This is a genomic window from Lentzea alba (assembly GCF_011067745.1).
Lineage (GTDB): Bacteria > Actinomycetota > Actinomycetes > Mycobacteriales > Pseudonocardiaceae > Lentzea > Lentzea alba.
This window is the reverse complement of sequence record NZ_JAAMPJ010000004.1, coordinates 616786-640255: the sequence shown is the minus strand read 5'-3', so window position 1 is coordinate 640255 and position 23470 is coordinate 616786. Positions and strand designations below refer to the sequence as shown.

Sequence of the window (23470 nt, the reverse complement as noted above, 5' to 3'; positions counted from 1 at the left end):
GAGGAAAGTCCGTTGTACCGCAAGAAACTTCTTGCCGTCGTGCTGATCGGTGCCCTGGGGGTGTCGGCCTGCGGTGCGAACGACCAGAAACCCGCGGGTGACGCCGCCAAGCCGGAGAAGGGCGGCACGCTGCGCATCCTGTCGGAGTCGCGCACGCTCAACCTCGACCCCGCCAAGTCGCAGAGTCTCGCGATCACCACGCTCGGCCTGGTGCACCGCAGACTGACCGGCTGGCAGAACGCCGTCGGGCAGCACGCCTTGGTCGTGCCCGACCTCGCGGACACCGGCAAGACCAGCGACGGCGGCAAGACGTGGACCTTCGTGCTGCAGGACGGGCTGAAGTTCAACGACGGCACGCCGATCACCTCCGCCGACGTGAAGTGGGGCGTCGAGCGGTCGTTCGCGCCGGCGTTCGGTGGCGGCCTCGGCTACCACAAGGACCTGCTGGGCGGCGGTGACTACCAAGGTCCGTTCGAGGGCAAGGAACTCGACTCCATCAAGACCCCGGACGCGAGGACCATCGTCTTCACCCTGACCCGCCCCTACGGCGACTGGCCCTGGATCGCGTCGACGCCCGCGTTCGCGCCGGTGCCGAAGGGCAAGGGCGCCGAGGCGGACTACCAGGAGCACGCCGTCGCGTCCGGTCCGTACCAGATCGCCAAGTACCAGAAGGGCGTCCAGGTCGAGCTCTCCCGCAACCCGAACTGGGAGCCCGCCAAGGACCAGGTACGCGCGGGCCTGCCGGACTCCGTCGTGTTCCAGCTCGGCCAGGAGGCCTCGGTCGTCTCGCAGCGCCTCGCCGCCGACTCCGGTGACGACAGGTTCGCGTTCGCCTCGTCGTTCGTCTCCCCCGCCCAGCTCGCGCAGCTGCAGCAGAACCCGTCGGCGAAGTCCCGCGTCGTGACGTCTAAGTCGGGTGCGGTCGCGTACCTCGCGCTGAACACGCAGAAGGCGCCGCTGAACAACGTCAAGGTGCGCCAGGCGTTCCAGTACGCGGTGAACAAGGCCGCCTACCAGGTGGCGTCGGCGGGCACCGCGGCGCTGGCCGGCGACACGGCCTCGACGCTGATCACCCAGGGCATCGAGGGCCGCGAGCAGTTCGACCTCTACCCGAGCAAGCCGGAGGGCGACCCGGACAAGGCCAAGGCGCTGCTCGCCGAGGCCGGTTTCCCGAACGGCCTGGACGGACTGCAGCTGGTGCTCAACAAGTCCAACAACCAGACCGACAAGGGCGAGGCCGTCCAAGCCGCGCTGGCCAGGGCGAACATCAAGGTGACCATCCGGTCGCTGGAGGCGGACGCGTTCGAGACCGAGACGAACCTCGCCGACAACCCGACCTACGACCTGATCCTGGGCTCGTGGCAGCCGGACTTCCCCAGCGCGAACTCGAACATCCAGCCGCTGTTCGCCTCCTCGGAGATCGGCAAGGGCGGCTACAACACCTCGCGGTACTCGAACCCCGAGGTGGACAAGTTGATCGAGCAGGCGCAGTCCACCGTGGACCCGGCAGAGGCCGGGAAGAAGTGGGCCGCGATCGACAAGCGGATCCTGCAGGACTCGCCGGTCGTGCCGCTGATCTACACGCGCAACTCGTTCATCCACGGCTCGAAGGTCGGCAACTTCTTCATCGCCGACTTCCCCGCCTACCCGAACTACCTCCAGGTTGGTATCTCGAAGTGAGTGACGTGCTGCTGTCCGTCGAGGACGTCTCGGTGGACTTCGGCTCCGGCTCCCCCGCGGTCAGCGAGGTCTCGTTCTCGCTGACCGCCGGGGAGGTCCTCGCCGTGGTCGGCGAGTCGGGCTCCGGCAAGACCGTGACCGCGATGTCGTTGCTGGGACTGCTGCCGTCGTCCGCCTCGGTGACCGGACGGGCGCTCCTGGGTGGACGGGACCTGTACTCGTTGTCCCTCAACGAGTTGCGCGAGGTTCGGGGCAACGAGGTCGGCATGGTGTTCCAGGAGCCCATGAGCGCGTTGAATCCCGTCCTCACGATCGGCAGCCAGATCGTCGAGGCCGTGCGCGTGCACTGTTCGGTCTCACGCGCCGAGGCTCGGGCACGGGCGTTGGAGCTGCTGCGGCTCGTCGGGCTGCCGGTAGAACGGTTCAAGGCCTATCCGCACGAGATGTCCGGCGGGCAGCTCCAGCGCGTGGTGATCGCGATGGCGGTGGCGAACGAGCCGTCGCTGCTGATCGCCGACGAACCGACGACCGCGCTGGACGTGACCGTGCAGGCCGAGATCCTCGGCCTGCTGCGGGACCTGCGCGACCGGCTCGGTGTCGCGATCCTGCTGATCACGCACGACATGGGCGTGGTCGCCGACCTCGCCGACCGGGTGATCGTGATGAACGCGGGCAGGGTCGTGGAGACCGGCACCGTGCGGCAGGTCTTCCAGAAGCCCGCGCAGCCCTACACCCGGACGCTGCTCGACTCGGTGCTGTCGCTGGACTCCCGTGAGCTCCCTGCCCGCGCTCCCGCGGCACCGGTGCTGCGGCTGTCCGGCGTCTCGATCTCGTACGGGAAGTTCCGCGCGGTGTCGGACGTGTCGCTGGAGATCGGACGCGGCGAGGTGCTGGGACTGGTCGGCGAGTCCGGGTCCGGCAAGTCTTCGATCGCCGCCGCGGTCACCGGGCTCGTGCGGTACAGCGGGGGGATCACGGTGGCGGGCAAGGAGGTCTGCGCCCTGCGCAAGGCCGACCGCGGCCGGATCGGGCTGGTGTTCCAGGACCCGCTGTCGTCGTTGAACCCGCGGGCGACGGTCGGCCGGTCGATCGCCCAGCCGCTGTTGCTGCACACGTCGCTGCGCGGCGCGGAGCTGACCGCGAAGGTCGACTCGCTGCTGGACGCGGTGCAGCTGTCCGTCTCGTTGCGCGACCGGTATCCGCACGAACTCTCCGGCGGGCAACGCCAGCGAGTCGGCATCGCCCGCGCCATCGCACTGGACCCGGACCTGCTGATCGCCGACGAACCGACGTCCGCACTGGACGTGACGGTGCAGGCGCGGGTGCTGGACCTGTTCCGCTCGCTGCAGCGCGATCTGCGGTTCGCGTGCCTGTTCATCAGCCACGACCTGGCCGTCGTGCAGCACCTCTCCGACCGGGTGGCCATCCTGCACCAGGGCCGGGTCGTGGAGGAGGGCGCCTCGGTGTTCGCCGCGCCGCAGGACCCCTACACGCAACGCTTGCTCGCCTCGGCCCTTACCGTGTCCGTATGAAGACCAACTGGGCGGGCAACGTCACGTTCACCGCGGCTCAGGCCGTGACGCCGACCTCGGCCGACGACCTGCGCGCGATCGTCCGCGGATCGTCCGCGGTGCACGTCGTCGGGTCCGGGCACTCGTTCAGCCCCGTCGCCGACACGACGGGCACCCTGGTGTCGCTGGCGGGCATGCCCGAGGTCTTCGAGGTGTCGGGCCGCAGCGTCCGGGTCAGCGCGGGCATGACCCTCGCCCAGCTGGCGCCGAGGCTGTTCGACGCGGGCCTGGCCCTGCACACGCTGCCGTCGTTGCCGCACATCACCATCGCCGGCGCGATCGCCACCGCCACCCACGGCTCCGGCGGCTGCTCGCTGGCCGGAGCGGTCACCGCCGTCGAGGTGATGCGCGCGGACGGGTCTGTCGTCGAGCTGACGTCCGCGGGCGCCCCGGTGTCGCTCGGCGGCCTGGGCGTGATCACGACGGTGACGCTGGACGTGGTGCCGTCGTTCGAGGTGGCCCAGACCGTCTACGAGGACGTCGCCTGGACGACGCTGCTCGTCCAGGCGGAACAGATCTTCGACGGCGCCTACAGCGTGAGCGCGTTCATCGACTGGCAGGGCGGCGCGACGCTGTGGGTGAAGCACCGCGTGGGCGACGAGCCGTTCACCTTCCCCGGCAGGCCTGCCGACGGCCCGCGGCACCCGGTCGTCGGACAGCCGCCCTCGCGCTGCACGCTGCAGGGTGGCGTGCCCGGACCGTGGCACGAGCGGCTCCCCCACTTCCGCGCCGAGTTCACGCCGTCGGTAGGGCAGGAGCTGCAGACCGAGTACTTCGTCCCGCGCACCCGCGCGGTCACGGCGTTGCGGGCGCTGGCCGAGATGTCCACTGTGATCTCGCCGCTGGTGCAGGCCTGCGAGATCCGCACGGTGTCGGCCGAGCCGCAGTGGCTCAGCCCGGCCTACGACCGCGACAGCCTCGCGATCCACTTCACGTGGGTGCCGAACACTCCTGCTGTGCTCGCCCTGCTGCCTCGGTTGGAGGAGGCGATCGCGCCGCGGCCGCACTGGGGCAAGCTGTTCACCGTGCCGCCGATGCTGCTGTCCGCTCGGTACCCGCAGTGGGACGCCTTCCGCGCGCTGATCAACGAACACGACCCGAAAGGCGTGTTCCGCAACGACTTCCTGACCCGCTACTTCGGCTCGATCGCGTCCAGCTGACGCCGCAACAGATCAGCTTCGGGCCCGCGCAACCGCGTTAGCAACCGCCACGCCTCGCTCCAACTTCTCTGGGCGAGGGTGATCTCGATGAAACGCAGAGCCATGGTCAGGCCGATCAACGCGCGCACCTGCCCCGCTCGATCGTCGAGGCGGCGGAACACGTCATAGGCATCGCTGAACGCCTCTCTAGCCTGTTCCGGCCGACCCACGTCGAGATGGAGATTGCCCAGCGCTTCCAGCAGCCTCGCCATCGCGACGAGATTGTCGGGATCGAGCGCCTGGAGGGCGGTCGTGACCTCCTGGATCCCGTCGAGATCGCCCTGCAGCCGAGCGAGCTCGATGACGATGTCGGCCTTGTCCTCAGGCTGCACCGCCTCGTCATAGGCGCGCCGCAGGTAGTCCGTGGCCCCGAGCCGTCTCCCGGCAACGCTCTCCAGATACGAGAGCTGACGCAACGCGGTGACCTGGTCGGCGACCGGCAACGAGTTCCGCTCGACCGCGTCGACCAACTGCCGACCAGCCGCCTCGAAGTCGCCGCTGTCGACCAGCAACGTGCCCAGCTCGAACGCAAGCTGCGCCTCCAGCAAGAGGTCGCCGGCGGCCTTCATCCGCGCTTCCTCCAGATGCCGCAGCGCGAGGTTGGTGTCCCCGGTCCGCAGCTCCATCCGCGCGAGTTCGCGGTGCACGAGCGCATGCTCCCGATCGCTGCCGCCGGCCTCCAGCACCGCATCGAAGTGGTCGATCGCCGACCCGATGTCGCCCCTGTCCCGGTGGATCTCGCCTAGCAACCGGTGTGCGCGCTGCGCTTCGACTGAGTCCGACGGCAAGGTGTTCAGCACGCGGTCCAGGACGGTTTCCGCCTCCCGCAGCAGGCCGAGGTCCTTCGCCAGCTCTCCGCGCAGCAGCGACGCCCGAATCGGCGTCTGCATGGCCTCCACCGCTCGAACGGCCAGCGCGTGGGCACCAACAAGATCACTCTGGGACTGGAGCACGCGGGCGGCCGAGACGAGCACGTCTCCCCAATGCTGTCCCATGTTCTCGGCGGGCACCGCGCTCACCACGTCAACGGCCGACCCGCTGATCGGGTGTGCCGACGAGAGCTGTTTCGACACCTCTCCGACCACCATCACCAGCCGGCCGGGGTCGAGCTGCACCTGGTCCAGAATCTCCTGGATCCCGGCCGATGCCCGCGCCGGCGGGTCGACGATCACGAAGTGCCACACCATCGACACCTCCGCCAGCCGTCCCCGCACCGCCCGCACCCCGAGTTCCACCAGGTCGTTGTGCAGCTCCACGGCCCGCTCGGAGGTGCCGTGCACCAGGACGTCGTAGCGGAAACCCTGGCCGGACTCACGCTGACCGCGTTCCCGAGCCGCCGAGACATAGGTGTCGCGGCTGCTCACCAGCACATCGGCGTCCGCGAGCCGGTGCGCGAGCAATGCAGCGATGTTGTCCATGTAGTACGACACGGTGTCGGGGCTGCCGCTGCGTTCGTCGACGACCGCGATTTCCTCGCCGAAACTCCAGTACGGCAGGTACGGCACCGTGGTGCGCTCGACCAGCCCCAACTCGGCCTGGTCGTCACCCTGGTCAGCAGGCAGCCAGCTCGCGTACAACGGCGCGAACTGCTCCGCCATCGTCGTCCGCCACGCCCGCGCCCGTTCGTACTCCTCCTTGCTGTCGAACCGCGACACCACCGGCAGGTACAGCAACCCGGCTCGGTCGTAGGGCAGCCGATCGCGCGCTTCCGCCGCGCGGCGGGCGACGTCCAGCGTGCCGGCGAGGTTCTGTCGGTTCGGCGCGGCGCACAACACCAAGATGTCCGGCAGTTGCGCGGTGCAGATGCCACCGATGTCGGTGATACCGGTGCGGCTGTCGATCAGGACGTAGTCGAACTCCTCTTCCCACTCCGCGCGGATCTTCTCGAACCGCCAGCCCAGGTCGTGGTCGGCGAACAGCTCCGGCCACGACAACGCTTGCGCACGGTCGGGGTAGGAGGAGTTCATCGCGCCCGCTGTCAGCAGCGACAGGTTGTCGGCGTCCGGCACGGAGACGGGCTCCACGACGTCGGTCCAGTCGGCATCGCCGGTGATGACCTCGACCAAGCCACCGTCGTGCAACGACGAGATGTACGGCTTGAAGTATTCGTGCAGGCCGGGCGCGTCGAGGTCGAAGTCCACGCACAGCACGCGGTTGCCCCAGCGCGCGAGCTGCACGGCGACGTTGGCCAGGCAGAAGGAGCGGCCAACGCCGCCCTTGTACGAGTAGAACGTGACGATCACGGCAGCCTCACAGCCTCGGCAACGGACCGGGCGGCACCGTCGTCAGATCCAGCGGGGGCCGCACCACCTGCCACGCCGGATCCCACGGTGGCGCTTCCTCGATCCGCTCCGCCACCTCTTTCGCCAGCTCCTGCACGGCGGTCAGGAAGTGCTCGTAGTTGGCCGAGCGGCTGTAGACCTCGTAGGCGAGAGGCAGGTTCCACGACGTGAAGTCCCGTTGTTGGGTGGCGTGTGCCTCAGGCGGGTAGTGCCGGCCATCGGCATAACGGACGGGCAGCACCAGCTGCCGCGGCTGGTCCGCGGTGCCGTAGCCGAGCACGCGGTGACGTTCGAGCATGCTCTCCCACTCGGCACGGCACCACGGCGAGCGGAAGTACGGCGGTGAGAAGACGGCGACCATCACCTTCGAACGCAACAACGCGCGTTCCAGGTTCTCGGGCCACGCCACCCCGGTCTCCTGGCCCCAGTCCACGAAGATCCGCGGGTCGAAGCCCATCTCGTTGCCGAGCCAGTCCTTCAGAGCACGGTGGAAGTGCTCCCGCACCCACATCTCACCGCCGCCGCGGCGGGTGTAGCTCAGGAAGACGTCGTACTCGTAGCCCACGCCATCACATCGTGATCATGGCTTCAGCTATTACGAGGCGTCACCCTTCTGGCGCAACGCCTCAAGCTCGTCGTCGGAGAACCCGTAGGTCGTCACGACGGTCATCTTCGGGCAGGTGACCAGCAATCCGGGGCCCCACTCCTCGATCACCTGGCCGCTCTGGTTGGCCGCGGAGAAGAACGGCTTGCCCGACACGCCGAGATCGACCTGAGCCGGCCAGAACAGCGTGCGGCGGGCCTCACCGGGGTGGAACTCGTGCGCGAACTTGAGCTGGTGCAGGAAGGTGATCCAGCCCTCGGTGATGTCGTCGTAGTAGTCGTCCCATTCGGGCGAGGTGCCCTTGGGCGCGCGGGTGAGCACGACGCGGGTGCCCTCGGGGACCGGCGTCAGCGCGAACGTGTCGTGGCCGTGGACGATCAGCGTGGTGCCGTCCTCCTCGGCGTTCTGGAAGTAGATGTGGTCGATCTCGGCGTCGAGCTCGGGGATGTCCCAACCGTGCCAGTGCCGGATCTTCTGCTTGTCGCGGAACGACTGCCACACCTCGTCGACCGGCGCGGCCACCGTGATCTCGATCCGCACGCCCTCGTCATCCATCTGCGACTCCCGGATGGCCCATCGCGACCACCCGGTACGGGCGGCCTGACTCGGTGTCGTACTTCAAGGCGATCTGCCGCACCGCTTCGGCCAGGTCGCTGGTGAACTCGTGGATGGCACCGGGCGCGCCGAAGCGGACCGTCGTCTCCACGGTGAACGTGAGCAAACGCTTTCCCGCGTCCGCCGCGGCACCCGACATCCGCGAGACCTCGCGTGCCGTGTCCTCGGCGACGGACACCAGGTGCGTCGCGGCGAACTGATCCTGGACGTCGGCGGCGATCTCGCGGCCGGGCCGGGCGCGCAGGACTCGTTCGACGCAGCCGCGGCGCTGGCGCTCCTCGACCAGCTCGACCAGTCCTGCCTGCTCCAGGGCTCGCACGTGGTAGTTGACCCGTTGCCGGGGCAGGTCGAGGGCCGCCGCGAGCTGGGTCGCCGAGGCGGGCGACTTCAGCAGCTCCAGCAGCGACCTGCGCAACGGTGACAGCTCCACGCCCAGCACGGTCTCATTTGACAAAATCATTTGTCAATACCGGAACCCGACCGGAAACAGTTAGGTTCGTTGACGGTTGCAACAAACCGCCCCCACCCTGGCACCCGTGAGAATCCCCCTGCTGGTGGCAGCGTTGGCGGCAGCAGCGATCGTTCCGGTGTGGACGGTCGCGGCGCAGGCCGACGTGGTGCCCGGAACCGCTTATCAGGTGACGAACGTCGGCAGCGGAAAGTGCGTGGAGTCGCAGGGAACGGCGAACGGCGCACAACTCCGCCAACAGAGCTGCACTGGACAGACCTGGAAGTTCACGCCCACGAGCGACGGTTACTTCACCGTCGGCGAGGGCTCGGTCTGGGACGTTTCCAACGTCTCCACCGCGGACAACGCGGCGATCCACATGTGGCAGAACTTCAGCGCCAACAACCAGCAATGGCGTCCCGAGCAGGTCGGCACGGACACCTACCGGTTCGTCAGCCGCCACAGCGGGAAGTGCCTGGACGTGCCGGGTGCCTCCACCGGTGACGTCCAGCTGGTCCAGTACACCTGCAACGGCACGAACGCCCAGGCGTTCCGGCTCGGCACCCCTGCGCCGCCGGACCCCGAGGCGCCCGACTTCGGCCCGAACGTGCTGATCTTCGACCCGTCGATGTCCGCGAGCACCATCCAAACGCGCCTCAACGACGTCTTCCGGCAGCAGGAAGAGGGTCAGTACGACGCGCGCCGGTTCGCGATCTTCTTCAAGCCGGGCACCTACAACGTCGACGTGAACATCGGCTTCTTCACCCAGGTGCTCGGGCTCGGCCTGAACCCGGACCAGGTGACGATCAACGGCCAGGTGCACGTCGAGGCCGACTGGTTCGAGGGCAACGCGACCCACAACTTCTGGCGTGGCGCGGAGAACCTCGCGATCCGCCCGCCGGGCGGCACCAACACGTGGGCCGTCTCGCAGGCGTCCGCGATGCGCCGCACGCACGTCTACGGCAACATGCAGCTCGACGACAACGGCTGGTCCAGCGGCGGTTTCCTGGCCGACTCCGTGGTGACGGGCCAGGTCCGCTCTGGCAGTCAGCAGCAGTGGCTGTCGCGCAACACCGAGTGGGGTTCGTGGACCGGCGAGAACTGGAACATGGTCTTCGTCGGCGCCCGCAACGCCCCGCAGAACACGTTCCCCGAGCCGCCGTACACCACCGTCGCGCAAACCCCTGTCGTGCGTGAGAAGCCGTTCCTGAACATCGACGGCGCCGGCAAGTACAACGTCTTCGTCCCCGCGCTGCGCAGCAACTCCAGCGGCACCACGTGGGCGAGCGGCAACCAGCAGGGCACCAACATCCCGATCTCGCAGTTCTACGTGGTCAAGCCGGGCACGTCGGCGGCGACGATCAACCAGCAGCTCGCGGCGGGCAAGAACCTGCTGTTCCAGCCCGGCATCCACCAGGTCAGCGAGCCGATCCGGGTCACTCGCCCGGACACCGTCGTGATGGGTCTAGGTCTCGCGACCATCATGCCCACCAACGGGAACATGGCGCTCGACGTGGCCGATGTGGACGGTGTGAAGGTCGCCGGCCTGCTCATCGACGCGGCCCCGACCAACTCGCCGCTGCTGATGCAGATCGGCGCCCCCGGCAGCACGGCACGCCACCAGGCCAACCCGACGTCGGTGCACGACCTGTACGTGCGCATCGGCGGTTCGGCCGTCGGGCGGGCCACGACGTCGTTGGTGGTCAACAGCTACGACGTGATCGGCGACCACCTCTGGCTGTGGCGCGGCGACCACTCCATCGGTGTCGGCTGGGACGTCAACAGGGCCGACACCGGCCTGATCGTCAACGGCAACAACGTGACGATGTACGGCCTGTTCGTCGAGCACTACCAGAAGTACCAGACCATCTGGAACGGCCAGGGCGGCCGGACGTACTTCTACCAGAACGAAATGCCGTACGAGGTGCCCAACCAGGCGGCGTGGATGAACGGCTCGACGCGCGGCTACGCGGCGTACAAGGTGTCCAACAACGTCACAACGCACGAGGCGTGGGGCCTCGGCAGTTATATCTTCGCCAACGCCAACCCAAGCGTGGTGGCCGATCGGGCGTTCGAGGTGCCGAACACTCCGGGTGTGAGGTTCCACAGCATGGTGACGATCTCGTTGGGCGGCAAGGGCACCATCGAGCGCATCATCAACAACTCGGGCGGCCGGGTGACCGCTGGTTCTACCGAGGCCTATCTGGCGAATTACCCGTGATGTTCCGCTGAGCGGTTTTCGACTGCGCATCCCCGTGCTCTGGTCCGCATAGACTGGAGCATGGGGATGTTCACTGAGCAGTTGCAGCTGATCGAAGCCCTGAACCCGGTGTACAACGCGTTGACCACGGTGTTCGACGTGCCGGACGAGGCAGTCGGCCCGCTCGCCGGAGTCACGTTCTCGGTCAAGGCCAACATCGACGTCGCGGGCGCCGCCACCACGCACGGCCTGAAGTCGTTGACGGGCAACGTGAAGTCGTCCGACGCGCCGATCGTCGCCCGGCTGCGGGCGGCGGGGGCGACACCGATCGGGCACGCGAACATGCCGACGCTGAACGCCCGTGGCATGCACACGTACAGCGAACTGGCCGGGCACACCATCAACCCGTGGGACGCCTCGAAGTCACCCGGTGGCAGCTCCGGCGGCGACGCGGTGGCCGTCGCCACGGGCATGGTGCGCATCGGGATCGGCAACGACGGAGGCGGCTCGCTGCGCCTGCCGGCCTTCCTGAACGGCATCTGCGCGCTGAAGCCCAGCTACGGCCGCTATCCGCAAGGCACCATCTACGGCCAGCCCGACCCGTCGTTCCCCACCCAGGTCATGACGGTCGAGGGCCCGCTCGCCCGCACCGTCGCCGACCTGCGGCTGGTGCACTCGCTCCTGTGCGGCGCCGATCCGGCCGACCCCCGCGCGGTCCCCGTGCCCGCCCACGGCTCACCCGCACCGAGGATCGCCGGTTTCGTGCCGGGTGACCCGGTGGTCGAGGAGGCGGCGAAACGGCTGGTGGACGCGGGTTACGAGGTCGAACCGGTCACTGCGCCGCGCGTGGAGGAGGCGTCGGAACTGGCCATGCGGATGATCTCCACACCGATCGCGCTCCAGTTCGACGAGTACGTCGCGTTCGCCGGCGAGGATCTCGCCGGGTACGCCCGCAACCTGCTGGAAGTGCGGCCGGGCCTGGACATCGGCGAGTTCCTGACGCTGACCGGCACCCGCCTGGCGATCCAGCGCGAGTGGGCACGGCTGCTCGACCGGTACCCGGTGCTGATCGGGCCTGTGTCGACGATCCCGTCGTTCGAACCGGACCAGGACCGTCGCGGTCCCGAGGCCCTGGCCGAGTACTTCGAGGCGATGAAGCTGTGCGAGGCGACGTCGTTCGCCGGACTGCCCTCGGTCGCGGTGCCGACCGGGTTGCGGGACGGGCTGCCGACCGGCGTCCAGGTGATCTCGCGGAGGTACCGCGAAGACCTGGCCCTGGACGCGGCGGCCGTGCTGGAAACCCCGCTCAGCCCAGCCGTTTCGGCCGGTTGATCTTCATCTCGTCCATGTCGGTGACGGTGGCGCGCAACCCCTTGAAGTCGACGCCCAGCGCGTCGAGAGCGGTGGTCGCGCGCCGCAGTCCCGCGTCGTCCGGTTTCTCGGCCGCGGTCAGGATCACGCGGTAGCTGAAGAAGTCGAGCTTCTCGTCGAACGTGAGCGCGCCTTCCTCGCTGAACCCGCCGCTGCGCAGGAAGTCGAAGCCCTTCAGCCGCTCCCGCAGCGTTGAGCGCTGGTCCTCGGTCAGGTCGGCGAAGCGGCCGCGGACGGTTACTCGGTAGGTGTGTTCAGCCACGAGCGAAGATGCTCCCCGAACGCCCGGCGGTCTGGCGAACGATTTCTCAGGTGCGGAAGAATCTTGCTCCATGAACGCAAAAGAGCTGGTCACGCGCATTCGGACGGAGCTGCACCCCGGTGAGCACGACAACTTCGTGGTCAAGCTGATCGAAACGGGCGAAGCGCCGCGGGCCGTGATCGCGACGTTCGCCGCGGAAGAGAACCACATCGTGTCGTCGGACTGGCGAACATTCCTCGCGCTGGCGGCGAAGGCGGAGGAGCCGAACGCGCGGGCGTTCTTCACGTTGCTCGCGGGCGGCGAGGAACTGGTGCTGCCGATGCTGGAGCCGTTGGCGAACGCGGCCGGCATGTCCTCCAAGGACTTCCACGGCTACGAGCCGTTCCCCGGCTGCCAGGCCTACCCGGCCTACCAGGCCTGGATGGCGCTGAACGGCGAGCCGACCGACGTGATCCTCGCGATCCTGGCGAACTTCACCGCGTGGGGCGGTTACTGCGCCCGCATGGCGAAGGGGCTGCGCGAGCACTACGGGTTCAACGACGACGCGTGCGCGTTCGTCGACTTCTTCGCCACGCCCGCGCCGCAGCTCGAAGAACGCGCGATCGCCGCCATCCAGGCCGCCCTGGACGCGGGCTGGCAGCCGAAGCACGCGTGGCGCTACGGCCGCCTCCTGCAGGCCTACGAACTGCAGTTCTGGTCCACCCTCGCCTGAGGTGCCATGGGGGGCACATTCATGGACCTCACGTCCATGAATGTGCCCCCCATGGTTTCAGCGGGGGAGGTAGGCGCGGTGGGACTTGGAGAACTCGTAGTTGTTGAACTTGTCCCAGTTGATCGACCACGTCATGAGGCCGCGCAGGTTCGGATAGACGCCCTTAGGCTGGTAACTGCCGCAACGCGTGCCCTTGGTGAGGCAGTCCAGCGCGGTGTGGACGTCCGCGACGGACGTGAACCCGTTGCCCGCAGGGACGGCGGCGGGCAGGCCGATCGCGACCTGTTCCTGCCGCAGCCCGGCGAACACCTTGGACGCGTCACCGCGCACCGGGAACCCGGCGAGCACCATGTCGGTCATCGCGACGTGGAAGTCCGCGCCGCCCATGAAGTGCCACTGGTTGTCCAGGCCCATCACCGGCCCGGAGTTGTAGTCCTGCACGTGCAACAACGTCAGGTCGTTGCGCATCGCCTCGATCACCGGCAGGTACGCGCCGGTGCGCGCGTCACCACCGCCCGCGCCACCGTAGAACTGGTAACCGACCTGCACGAAGAACGTCTCCGGCGCCATCGTGAGCACGAAGTTGGCTCCGTAGCGGGACTTCAGCGACCTCAGCGCGGAGATCAGGTTCACGATCACCGGCGTCGTCGGGTTCCGGAAGTCGACGTCACCGGGGTTCAGCGACAGCGAGTGGCCCTCGAAGTCCACGTCGAGACCGTTCAGGCCGTACTTGTCGATGATCGCCCCGACCGACCGCACGAACGCGTCGCGCGCGGCCGTGGTCTCCAGCCGCACCTGACCGTTCTGGCCGCCGATGGAGATCAGCACCTTCTTGCCCTTCTGCTGCTGGGCGCGGATGCCGGCGATGAACTCGGCCTCGGACTCGACGTTCGGGCACTCGGCGACCGGGCACTGCGCGAACCGCAGGTCACCGCTGGCCGGGCTGGTCGGCTCGGCGAACGAGAGGTTGATGACGTCCCACTCGTCCGGCACGTCCTTCATCCGGACGTACCCGGAACCGTTGGCGAAGCTGGCGTGCAGGTAACCGACGAGCACCTTGCGCGGCAGGCTGCCCGTGGGCGGCGGGCCAGTCGTGGTGGTGGTGGTGGTGGTGGTCGTGGTGGTGGTAGTCGGCGGGGTGCCACCCGTGCACGCCGCGCCGTTGATCGTGCAGTTCGCCGGGTCGTCGGTGCCGGCCGCGTTGAAGCCGAACGTCACGCTGGCGCCGGGCGCGACGGAGCCGTTGTACTCGCGGTTGACGAACGTGTGGTGGTTGCCGCTCTTGGTGAGCAACGAGTCCCAGTAGGCACCGACGGTGGTGGAGGCCGGGTAGTCGAACTCGACCTTCCAGGAGCCGATGGCCGCGCTGGTCTCGTTCTTGATCGTCACCGTCGCGGTGTACCCGGTGGCCCAGGACTGCTTGGCGAACGTCGCCGTGACGCCGGCGGCGCTGGCAGGGGCGAAACTCACGATCACGGTGCCGAGCACCAGTGCGGCCACCGCGGATATTCGGGCGAACAACAGCATGGTTGCTCCGTTCCTGACGTGGCGGCCGGCAGGGGTCATCCGAATTGGACTAGACCATCAACCCGTGCGTCAAGGTTCTAGACTGACCAGTCGTGCCTCTCGCTCGTGCCGCCGACGGAACCAAGCTCTTCTACTCGGTCGAGGGCTCCGGGCCTCCCCTGCTGCTGATCGCGGGCCAGTCCAACTCGTCCCGCTGGTGGTCACAGGTGCGTGCGGGCTTCTCCGCGGCGTTCACGACGATCGTCACGGACCACCGCGGCACCGGTTCCAGCGACAAGCCCGACGCCCCGTACAGCACCCGGCTCTTCGCGTCGGACTGCGTCGCGATCCTCGACGACGCCGGCATCGACCGAGCCCACGTCTACGGCACCTCGATGGGCGGCCGGATCGCGCAGTGGATCGCGGCCTCGCACGGCGCACGGGTCGACCGGCTCGTGCTCGGCTGCACCTCCCCCGGCGGGCCGCACGCGATCGAGCGCAGCGCCGAGGTGCGCAGGTCGCTGGCGCAGGTCGACCCGATGAAGGCGCGCCGGGCGTTGGAAGAGCTGATGTACACGCCGGCCTACCGCGGGCCGTTCAACACGCTCGGCGACCCGGCCATGCCGCCCTACGCGCGCAAGCGGCACCTGTTCGCGAGCGCCGAGCACGACGCGTGGGACGTCCTGCCGTCGATCACCGCGCCGACGCTCGTGGTGCACGGCACCGAGGACGTCTTCAACCCCGCGGCCAACGCTCCCCTGATCACGGAGCGTATCCCCGGCGCGCGGATGCACCTGATCGAGGGAGCGCGACACGGCTATTTCGAGGAGTTCGCTGGCGAGGCGACGCCGCTCGTGGTCGACTTCCTGCAGGGGTAGCGCTACCACTGGGGGATCCATGCGCAAGACGCCTGTCGTTCTGCTCGTCCTGTCGCTGTTCACCCTCCTGCCCACCCCGGCCCACGCCGTCGACCTGCCGGGCGGCAAGGCGAACTTCGTCGTCTCGCGCGGCTCGTTCAAGGCGGGCAAGACCAACTGGGTCCGCCTCAGCGACTACACCTTCTCGACCGACGGCAAGGTGCGCGCGAGGACCTACCTGTGGCAGCAGAGCACACCTGCCGCTCGTGCCGGAACCGGGGTGAAACCCGACCCGTCCTGCTCCACCTCGGTGGTGAGTCCCGGCGCCACCGAGGTGCGCGACTGCGAAGTGCGGACGGCAGGCGGTTTCGCCGGTGCTCCCAACGAGGAGCCGAGGACCGGCAACTACCGGGTCACCGACGGCGTTCTGCACATCACCTGGCCCGTCCCGGGGTGGAACGAGGAGTGGGCGATCGTCGTGAGCCCGGACACCAAGCTCGTCCGGCTCGACTTCCGGTCCAACGCCCTGGCCACGGCCGGGTACGGCTACGGCAGCAACACCCCGCTGACCACCCGCCGCCAGATGTCGAGCGTGGAGGCGTTCCCCGGCACCCTGCGGCTGACCTACAAGGGCTGGGACCACGGCAAACTGACCGACGACAGCGGTGGGTTCGACATCGCGAAGTACGGCGCCTGCACGACCACGACCTGGTGCCTCACCTACCTCCAGCCCGAGTCGGGGACCTCCTGCAAGGGCGGCTGCAACCCCGGGACCACCGACACCTCGATCCAGAACTACATCGTGCGCGTCTCGAACAACGACCGCCGCGACACGCACTGGCAGTGGTGCAGCTGCCTGACCATCAGCAAGCAGGGCGTGCAGAGCAAGTGCTACCAGGGCAACTCGCACGTGAAGCCGATGCTGCAGATCCTCGACGACGACGGCCAGTTCCACGGCTGGGTGGGCGTGGAAGCCTCGTTCAACAACGTCAAACCGGAGGTTGGCGATCTCCGCGACGGCGACATGCTCTCCGCCTTCCGGGTCAGCGACTTCCGCTGACCCTCAGCCGGTGACCCAGCGCAGGCCGCGCATCAACACGTGGCCCGCGAACCGCACGCCGGTCGCCTCGGCGATCGGCAGGTAGGGCAGCCGCAACGGAATCCGCGCCCACACCGGCAGACTGGCGACGGCCGTGGCCGCCAGGATCGCGTACGGGCCCCGCGCCAGCAGCGGCAACGGAGCCTTGAACAGCAGGAACCGAGCGGCCTCGCGGGCGTCGTGGGTGCTCTTCAGCTCGGCCCGGTAGGAGTTCAGCCGCATTTCGAGCTCGGCGGTCGTGCGCGGCGGGTCCACCACGCCCAGCGCCTCACCGATGACGGCCATGTCCGCGACGTACCCGTCGTAGTCGTCGAGGGGCTTCTCGCCGTACTTCTGGTGGCAGCGCAGGAAACTGTCGACCTCGGCCACGTGCACCCAGGCCAGCAGGTGCGGGTCGTCGGCACGGTACTGGCGGCCGTCCGGCGCGGTGCCGTGGATGTGCTCGTGCACGCGGCCGAGCCGGTCGATCGCCTTGTGCGCGTGCTCGACCGTGCCGTAGGTGGTGACGCCGATGAACAGGCTCGTGCGCTGCAACCGTCCCCACGGATCGGTGCGGTAGTCGGAGTGCTGGGCGACGGCGGCCATCGCCAGCGGGTGCAACGACTGCAGCAGCAACGCCCGCAGCCCGCCGATGAACATGGCGTGGTCGGCGTGGACGTGCCGGATCGGCCGGTCGTCCGCGAACATGCGCGGGCCGGGCGTCTCGTGGATCCGCCGCGCGTGCTTCTCGCGCTCCGGACCCGCGACCCGCTCGAACAACGACTCGCTCAGCTGACGCCGCAGTGCCTCCAGCATCCACCCATCATGCGCGCCAGTAGTCCCGATCGGGAAGGAGCAGCCACTGGTCCGGCTCGGTGAACGCCTTGGTGTTCTCGGGACGCAGGCCCACGTAGGCGCAGCAGTACGCGACCGCCTTGCCGGCGTAGAGGTGCGCGAGCAACACCTCCAGCGTGGTGTCGTCCGCGTTGGCCGAACCACCGGGGTGCGGGTCCCAGGCGACGACCTGGCCGTCGCGGGCGATCCTGCCCTGGTTGCCGCTCTTGGGGTTCGCGTACATGGCGTACACCACCGTGCCGGCGGACAACAGGTTCGCCACCACCGGCGTGGCGGCGTTGTAGTACCACGGCTGCATCAGCACACATCCGCCCGGAACGTCGGTGACGCCGACGGCGAGCTCGGAGTCGTCGCCGAACGGCTCGTCGTCCCAAGTCCAGTTCGTGACGTCCGGACGCTCGTCGTCCGGCACGACATAGGCCTTCAGCCTGCGCGCCGCCTCGTGCGCGTCGATGCCCGCGACGCAGGCGATGCTGAACCCGTCCCCCGCCGGAAATCTCCCGACCGCCGCGACGAGCCTGTCCCGTTCCTCGACGGCCGCCAGTTCCCGCGGCGTGAGAACCTCGTCGGTGGCGAGCGGTCGCTCCGTGGCCAGGCTGAGGCGGGCGGGTGACCAGCCGGACATCATGGGCAGCGCCGGATCCGCGCCCGCGGCCAGCAACACCTCGACGCTGTCGAAGTTCCTCACGTACACCGCGCGCCACAACGCGGTGCTGCCGTCGTACAGCGCGTCGACGTCCTCGCCCTGTGCGACGAGCGCCGCGACCTCTTGCGCGGAGCCGAAAGCCGCCGCCATGTTCAGCCTCATGGGAACGGCACCCTACCGAGGCGGGGTGCCGTTCCGCCGAGACCTCAGGCGATCGCGATCTGGTCCAGATCAGGAGCACCGGCGTTGTCGTTGCCGAACTTGATGGTGTTCGCGCCCGCGTTGAGCGTCACCGGAAGCTCTGCCACGTAAGGGGTGTTGTTGCCGACCCCGTTGAGCTTGACCTCGACCGGCGCACCGCCGTTGACGGAAACGAAGTACGAGCGCGGCCCGTTCACCGTGAACTGGATGAACATCTTGTACGCGCCCGCGACCGGCACGGTGACGTTCGGGAACGTCACCGAGGCGTCCGGGCTGCCGCCGATGTTGCGCACCTTCTCCCCACCCGAACACGACCCGCAGCTGGTCAGACCCGTGCTGCCGAAAGAGTTCGCCGAGTCCTCCGCCTCGCGCACGAACACGCGGTCCGCGGGCCTGGTGCGCACCGGCACCGTCCCGGACACCTTGCGGCCGGAGCTCAGCAGCTGGAACGACGCGGTCACCGGGATGCTGACCGAACCCACGTCCTGCCCGGCGGGCGAAGTCGCGGTCCAGGTGCCTTCCAGCAGTCCGGCGAGGCGCATCGACGCGCGCGTGGCCGGTGCACCGGTCAGCGTCCAGCCTGCCGGCAACACGGGTGCCAGCGACACGTTGTCGATCTGGTCGTCGGCGTCGAGCCGCAGCCGTGCGGTGATCTTCACGGCCTGCTGGCCCGGCGCGACCCATTGCACGCCATGGGGTGTGACGGTCAGCGTCGTCTTGGGCGTGTAGTTCGCCGGCGGCAGGCCGCCGACCGAGATCCGGTCCAGGCCGAGCGGTTTGCCCGTGCCGAAGAGCTTCACCGTGTTGCGGCCCGCGTTCAACGGCACCGCGACCGACGTCGGGTCCGGCACGTCGGCGCGATCAGCAGGCACCGCAACGGAAACCGGCGCACCACCGTTCACCGACACGGACACCGAGGAAGCCGCGGCGGACGTCAAATCCAGCTGCAGACTGTAAGTACCCGCCGTGGCAACGGAAACATCGTGATAGGTCACGGCGTTGCGCTCACCGCCGCCGAGCCCGGTCACCTGCCGTGTGCCGGAACAGGCCGCGCAGAACTCGCTGCGCGCCGAACCCGACCGCGACGCGTCCTCCGCCTCCAGCGCGTTGCCCTGGGTCCCTCGCGGAGAGCTGTGCCCGACCCGGATCTCGTCGATCTTCAGTTCCTTGAAGTAGACCGGCGCCTGCGGGCCGCCCCACGTGTTGAGCACGGTGAGCTTCAGGAATCGGGCCTGCTGCGACCCGATGTCGATGAACTGCGTGCCGCGCGCGGACGGCAGTGCCCCGGTCCGCACGTGCCACCAGTCGCGGCCGTCGTCGGACGCGGTCAGCTGGTAGTCCTTGATGCGGCTCGAATCCTCCGGCCGGCCGAACGACACGCGGGCGTGCGTCGGCGACGACTCGCGCTGGTTGATCGCGAGGAACGCGGCTTGCTTGCGCCGGCCGAGGTCCAGCGAGATCGAGACGGGCTGGGCGGCGTTGGCGTCCCAGTACGTCTCGTAGCTGCCGTCGGTCAGGTTCGAGGCGGGGAAACCGTCCTCGGAGGACGTCGCCGAGGCCTTGACGCCGGTGTAGAAGCCTTGCTGCCCAGCGGTTTCCACCGCGAACACGGTGTCGTACTCGTCCCACTTCGTGATGCCCTGGATCGTCAGGTGGCCCGCGGACTGCGAGAACCGCATCCGTTCGCCGGTCCGCAGGTCCTTCACCCCGGTGACCCGATATCCGTTGTCCCGCAACCGTACGAAGTCAGCGCGAGGCTTGGTCACGACGTGCACGTACTGCTTGCCGGTCGACGGGTTGATGGTGATCACGCCGTGCGCGCCGTCGTTCCAGAACCCGGGCTGCATGCCGCCGTACAGGTACCCGGCGCCCTCGACGCCCTGGATCGACTCCTGGATCGGCGGCACCCAGGTGGACATGAAGTTGTTGTAGGCCTCTTGCTGCGCGGGCATTTTGCCGTTGACCATCGGCGTCTCGGCCATCAGCGACTTGATCGAGGAACCCGCGTTGGTGATGTACCGGCCGGTGTTCAGCCGCGTGTCGACGGCGTGGTTCCCGCCGTCGTACCACCAGTCGCCGGTGTTCGGGAGCTTGTAGCAGGCCTCGGACAGGCGCGGCATCGGCGTGAACGTGGCCGCCGGGTAGTCGTAGGACGGGAACATGCCGGTCTTCTGCTCGTTCGAGACCGTGTCCATGATCGGCGTGTCCTCGTTGTTGTTGCTCAACAACCAGGTGGGCTGCAGCTGGCGGATCTGTTCGTAGAGCTTGTTGCGCTCCCAGTACTCGTTGTCGTTGTCGATCCAGAACCCGGCGAGGTCGTGGTAGTTCTTCATGACCTCGAAGAAGAGGTCGTAGCTGTACTTGCCGAAGCCCTCGCGCGTGGTGAGGTCGACCTGTTCGCCCTTGTAGGCCGAGTAGGCGGCCGAGTCGAGCATCTGCACGCCCTGCTCGCTGTGCCACTGCGGGTCGTCGGTCATGTAGAGGATGACCTTGACGCCCTTGGCCTTGCCCGCCTTGGTCAGCTCGCCGAGCAGGTCGCGCTGTGTCGCGCAGCTGCCGGGGATCTTCGACGGCCACGGCCGCGCGTAGCCCAGCCGCGAGTGGAACGTCGCCAGCACGACGTAAGAGGCGCCGAGCTTGCGCGCCTCGTCGATCCAGTAGTCGGGGGTCCACCCTCCGCCGGTGACGTCGCGTTCCCACTCGGCGCAGTCCAGGTGCTTCGGGGCGGTGAACATGCCCCAGTGCAGGAAGAGGCCCGCGGTGGACTTGCGCAGCCACTCCTGTCTCGGGTGCTGCACCTCGGCCTGCACCGGTGCCGACGCGGCCACGGTGATGAGGCCGGCGAGCAACGCGGCCACGACGGCCGCGCACAATCGTCGTAGAGCCATGATCCACGCATTCTCGTCGGGGCGGCGGCGAGAGATCCGATGATTACAACCGAAACAACGGGGGTCAAGCCCTTGTTACGCGTGAGTTGATCAGACTCATCCGATCTGTCAAGCCCGCGCCTTCTGGGCCGTACGGGTGAACGCCACTACATCGCCGCTGAAGGGGTCACCACTGGGGCCGTGGCGTGGTAACACACGTTTGGTCGCTCACGATCAGCGTTGTCGGAAGAGGAGAGAAGGAACCGGATGAACGACGAGCACCTACCCGGCTTCTACCACGACGCGGAGGCGGCCTCCCGCAACGGCCAGCGCAGCACGCTGCTGCTCAGCCGCATCCGCCTCCTCGGCGCGGTGGCCGCCGCGGTGGGTGGTGCGTTCAAGTGGCAGATCGGTGGTGGCGTCGACTTCTGGGCCTGGGTGGCCCTGTTCGGCTTCCTCGTCGCGCTGTTCGCCGAGTTCCTGCTGTGGGTGATGCATCCCGAGCTCAAGTGGAACGCGGGCCGCGCCGTGGCCGAACGCGTGAAGTCGCTGGCGTGGCGCTACGCCGTCGCGGGCGACCCGTTCCCCGACACCGCCCAGAACGCCCGCAAGGACCTCGAGGCGAGCATCTCCGAAGCCGCCGCCGAGCACCGCAGGACGTTGCTGCTCACCAGCGTCAACCCCACCGGCGACCAGGTCATGACCGAGCTGCGCGCCAAGCCGTTCGCCGAACGCCTGGCCGTCTACCGCGACGACCGGGTGCTCGGCCAGCTGAAGTGGTACCGCGACAAGGCCGCCGGCAACGAAAGGCGCGCGAACATCGCCCGCGTCCTGCTGTTCGCCGGCGAGTTCGTCGCGATCCTGTTCGCGATCCTGCGCATCAACGGCGCGTGGGACGTCGACCTGTCCGGCGTGATGGCCGCGGCGGTGGCGGGCGGCGCGGCCTGGATCGGGCTCAGGCAGTTCGAGAACCTCAAGGTCTCCTACACCGCGGCCGCCGGCGAGCTCGCCGACATCTACCAGCGCCTCCCCTCCACGGCTGAGAGCGACTGGCCGACCGTGGTCGCCGACGCCGAAGCCGTGATCAGCAAGGAACACACCGCGTGGCTCGCGTCGCGCCCCAGCACCGCGTGATCTTGGAGGACCGAACCGTGGCCACCGACGAGCCGATGACGATCTTCGTCGCGATGCCGGGCACGACGCTCGGCGCCAACGCGAAGTGGACCGACATCGAGGAGATCAAGAGAGACCTGTACCAGCCGATCGCCGACGCGGTCGGGGCCAAGCTGGGCACCAAGGTCGTGGTGCAGATCGAGAAGGACCGCGAGGCGGCCGGTCCCATCCACCACACGATGTTCAAGGAGGCCATCGAGGCCCCGATCTACATCGCGGACCTCACCGGCGCCAACCCCAACGTCTACCTCGAACTCGGTGTCCGCTGGGCGGTGCGCGACAACGTCACGGTGCTGGTCAGCCAGGACGTCGAGCACGACGTGCGGTTCAACGTCGCCGCCAACCGCGTGGTGCAGTACAGCAATCTGTACGGCCAGCTCAACGCGGCCCGGCAGACGATCGTGAACATGATCATGCACGGCCTCACCGCGAAGAACACGGACAGCCCGGTGCGACAGGGCAGCGACCTCGTCACCCGGCCCAAGGCCGAGGTCGACGCCCTGCACGGCGAGATCGCCGCGCTGAAGACCGAGATCACCCAGCTCATGCACGCCCGAGGCGACGACCTCTTCAAGGAGGCGATGGCCGCCCCGCACGACGAACGCGTCCGGAAACTGCGTCGCGTGCTGGAGGTGAACGACACGAGGGCGGACGTGCACGCCGCGCTCGGCCGGGCGCTGCGCGACGCGGGCGACCTCTCCGGTGCCGCCCACCACCTCGGTCTCGCGACGAGGATGGAGTCCGGCGACGCCCTCGCGGACTACTGGCGCGAGCTCGGCATCACCCAGAGCCGCAAGGAAGACCTGCAGGACGCGGTCCACTCCCTGGGCCAGGCGGTGAAGCTGAACCCCAAGGACGGCGAGGCGTACTCCGGACTGGGCGGCGCTCACCGGCGCATCGCGAGGTCCACCGGCGACCGCACCGAACTGCGCAAGGCGCGGGACGCTTACCGCGAGGCGAGCGAGATCGGCCAGGACGACCTCTACGCCCGGGCCAACGCCGCCCGCCTGGACGTCCAGCTGGCCGAGAACGACGACGAACGCGACGCGGCCGTGAACACCTTCCGCGACCTCAACCCGCTCGCCGGCTGGAAGACCAAGAACCCCAAGGCCGACTGGGCGTGGCTGGACCTGGCGGAGACGTTCGCCTTCTCCGGCCACACCGCGGACGCGCTCGACGCGCTGCGCGAGGGCATGCGGCGGTTCCAGCCCGAACACCGCGCCACCACCGCGCAGACCGCGATGCAGCCGGTGCACGACATGCTGACCGCGGGCACGTTGCCGGCCGAGATCGCCGACGCACTGCGCAGGATGCTCGACGAGTACCAGACCTACCTCTGACCC

The 23470-nt window shown here is 68.5% G+C and carries 19 protein-coding genes; 10 read left to right on the top strand and 9 right to left on the bottom strand.

The window, feature by feature from the left end; genetic code table 11:
- Positions 1-12 precede the first annotated feature (12 nt).
- Genes G7043_RS18710 through G7043_RS18700 form a run of 3 tightly spaced genes read left to right on the top strand, consistent with a single transcriptional unit; the run spans position 13 to position 4411 of the window.
- Entirely contained in the window at positions 13-1680 is a 1668-nt protein-coding gene (locus G7043_RS18710) for an ABC transporter substrate-binding protein (protein WP_166046923.1), read from the top strand.
- The gene (locus G7043_RS18705; RefSeq protein WP_166046922.1) at positions 1677-3212 is read left to right on the top strand and encodes a dipeptide ABC transporter ATP-binding protein; all 1536 of its coding nucleotides are present in this window, start codon (positions 1677-1679) and stop codon (positions 3210-3212) included. The genes G7043_RS18710 and G7043_RS18705 overlap by 4 nt, the downstream gene beginning before the upstream one ends.
- Complete coding sequence (locus tag G7043_RS18700; RefSeq protein ID WP_166046921.1) at positions 3209-4411, top strand: FAD-binding protein; 1203 nt, start codon at positions 3209-3211, stop codon at positions 4409-4411. The genes G7043_RS18705 and G7043_RS18700 overlap by 4 nt, the downstream gene beginning before the upstream one ends.
- Here G7043_RS18700 and G7043_RS49905 read toward each other — a convergent pair.
- The 4 genes from G7043_RS49905 to G7043_RS18680 are packed head-to-tail and all read right to left on the bottom strand — an operon-like array spanning position 4384 to position 8411.
- Positions 4384-6693, bottom strand: coding sequence for a KGGVGR-motif variant AAA ATPase (locus G7043_RS49905; RefSeq protein ID WP_166046920.1), 2310 nt, complete (start codon positions 6691-6693; stop codon positions 4384-4386). The two genes, G7043_RS18700 and G7043_RS49905, sit on opposite strands and share 28 nt — an antisense overlap.
- 7 nt (positions 6694-6700) lie before the next feature.
- The gene (locus G7043_RS18690) at positions 6701-7297 is read right to left on the bottom strand and encodes a toll/interleukin-1 receptor domain-containing protein (protein ID WP_166046919.1); all 597 of its coding nucleotides are present in this window, start codon (positions 7295-7297) and stop codon (positions 6701-6703) included.
- Between the two features lie 30 nt (positions 7298-7327).
- On the bottom strand, positions 7328-7891 hold the full coding sequence (locus G7043_RS18685; RefSeq protein WP_166046918.1) for an SRPBCC family protein: 564 nt from the start codon (positions 7889-7891) through the stop codon (positions 7328-7330).
- Positions 7884-8411, bottom strand: coding sequence for an ArsR/SmtB family transcription factor (locus G7043_RS18680; RefSeq protein ID WP_166046917.1), 528 nt, complete (start codon positions 8409-8411; stop codon positions 7884-7886). The genes G7043_RS18685 and G7043_RS18680 overlap by 8 nt, the downstream gene beginning before the upstream one ends.
- A gap of 76 nt (positions 8412-8487) precedes the next feature.
- Between G7043_RS18680 and G7043_RS18675 the strand changes: the two genes are divergently transcribed.
- Both G7043_RS18675 and G7043_RS18670 read left to right on the top strand, forming a co-directional pair.
- Positions 8488-10620, top strand: coding sequence for an RICIN domain-containing protein (locus tag G7043_RS18675; protein ID WP_449279968.1), 2133 nt, complete (start codon positions 8488-8490; stop codon positions 10618-10620).
- Between the two features lie 60 nt (positions 10621-10680).
- Positions 10681-11931 carry an amidase family protein gene (locus G7043_RS18670; protein ID WP_166046916.1) on the top strand — a complete coding sequence of 417 codons (1251 nt, stop codon included), beginning with the start codon at positions 10681-10683 and terminating at the stop codon, positions 11929-11931.
- On the opposite strand, the gene G7043_RS18665 is transcribed toward G7043_RS18670, so the two are convergent.
- The gene (locus G7043_RS18665; RefSeq protein WP_166046915.1) at positions 11906-12232 is read right to left on the bottom strand and encodes a DUF6204 family protein; all 327 of its coding nucleotides are present in this window, start codon (positions 12230-12232) and stop codon (positions 11906-11908) included. The two genes, G7043_RS18670 and G7043_RS18665, sit on opposite strands and share 26 nt — an antisense overlap.
- A gap of 70 nt (positions 12233-12302) precedes the next feature.
- Here G7043_RS18665 and G7043_RS18660 point away from each other — a divergent pair, with 70 nt between their 5' ends.
- Complete coding sequence (locus G7043_RS18660) at positions 12303-12944, top strand: thiaminase II/PqqC family protein (protein ID WP_207311297.1); 642 nt, start codon at positions 12303-12305, stop codon at positions 12942-12944.
- 57 nt (positions 12945-13001) lie between these two features.
- On the opposite strand, the gene G7043_RS18655 is transcribed toward G7043_RS18660, so the two are convergent.
- Positions 13002-14471: a chitinase gene (locus tag G7043_RS18655; RefSeq protein ID WP_242642374.1), complete on the bottom strand. Its 1470-nt coding sequence runs from the start codon at positions 14469-14471 to the stop codon at positions 13002-13004.
- 92 nt (positions 14472-14563) lie between these two features.
- Between G7043_RS18655 and G7043_RS18650 the strand changes: the two genes are divergently transcribed.
- Together G7043_RS18650 and G7043_RS18645 are read left to right on the top strand one after the other, a co-directional pair.
- Positions 14564-15328 (top strand): alpha/beta fold hydrolase, encoded by a 765-nt coding sequence (locus G7043_RS18650; protein ID WP_166046913.1) that lies wholly within the window; start codon positions 14564-14566, stop codon positions 15326-15328.
- 19 nt (positions 15329-15347) lie between these two features.
- The gene (locus tag G7043_RS18645; protein ID WP_166046912.1) at positions 15348-16367 is read left to right on the top strand and encodes a hypothetical protein; all 1020 of its coding nucleotides are present in this window, start codon (positions 15348-15350) and stop codon (positions 16365-16367) included.
- A gap of 3 nt (positions 16368-16370) precedes the next feature.
- On the opposite strand, the gene G7043_RS18640 is transcribed toward G7043_RS18645, so the two are convergent.
- The 3 genes from G7043_RS18640 to G7043_RS18630 are packed head-to-tail and all read right to left on the bottom strand — an operon-like array spanning position 16371 to position 20975.
- The gene (locus G7043_RS18640) at positions 16371-17201 is read right to left on the bottom strand and encodes an oxygenase MpaB family protein (RefSeq protein ID WP_166046911.1); all 831 of its coding nucleotides are present in this window, start codon (positions 17199-17201) and stop codon (positions 16371-16373) included.
- Between the two features lie 7 nt (positions 17202-17208).
- On the bottom strand, positions 17209-18048 hold the full coding sequence (locus G7043_RS18635; protein WP_242642373.1) for an ankyrin repeat domain-containing protein: 840 nt from the start codon (positions 18046-18048) through the stop codon (positions 17209-17211).
- Positions 18049-18092: 44 nt separating this feature from the next.
- Positions 18093-20975, bottom strand: a complete 2883-nt coding sequence (locus G7043_RS18630) for an alpha-L-fucosidase (RefSeq protein ID WP_166046910.1) — start codon at positions 20973-20975, stop codon at positions 18093-18095.
- A 246-nt stretch (positions 20976-21221) separates the two neighbouring features.
- On the opposite strand from G7043_RS18630, the gene G7043_RS18625 reads away from it, so the two are divergent.
- Both G7043_RS18625 and G7043_RS18620 read left to right on the top strand, forming a co-directional pair.
- Positions 21222-22088, top strand: coding sequence for a DUF4231 domain-containing protein (locus tag G7043_RS18625; RefSeq protein WP_166046909.1), 867 nt, complete (start codon positions 21222-21224; stop codon positions 22086-22088).
- 17 nt (positions 22089-22105) lie between these two features.
- On the top strand, positions 22106-23467 hold the full coding sequence (locus G7043_RS18620) for a tetratricopeptide repeat-containing protein (protein WP_166046908.1): 1362 nt from the start codon (positions 22106-22108) through the stop codon (positions 23465-23467).
- Positions 23468-23470: the final 3 nt, after the last annotated feature.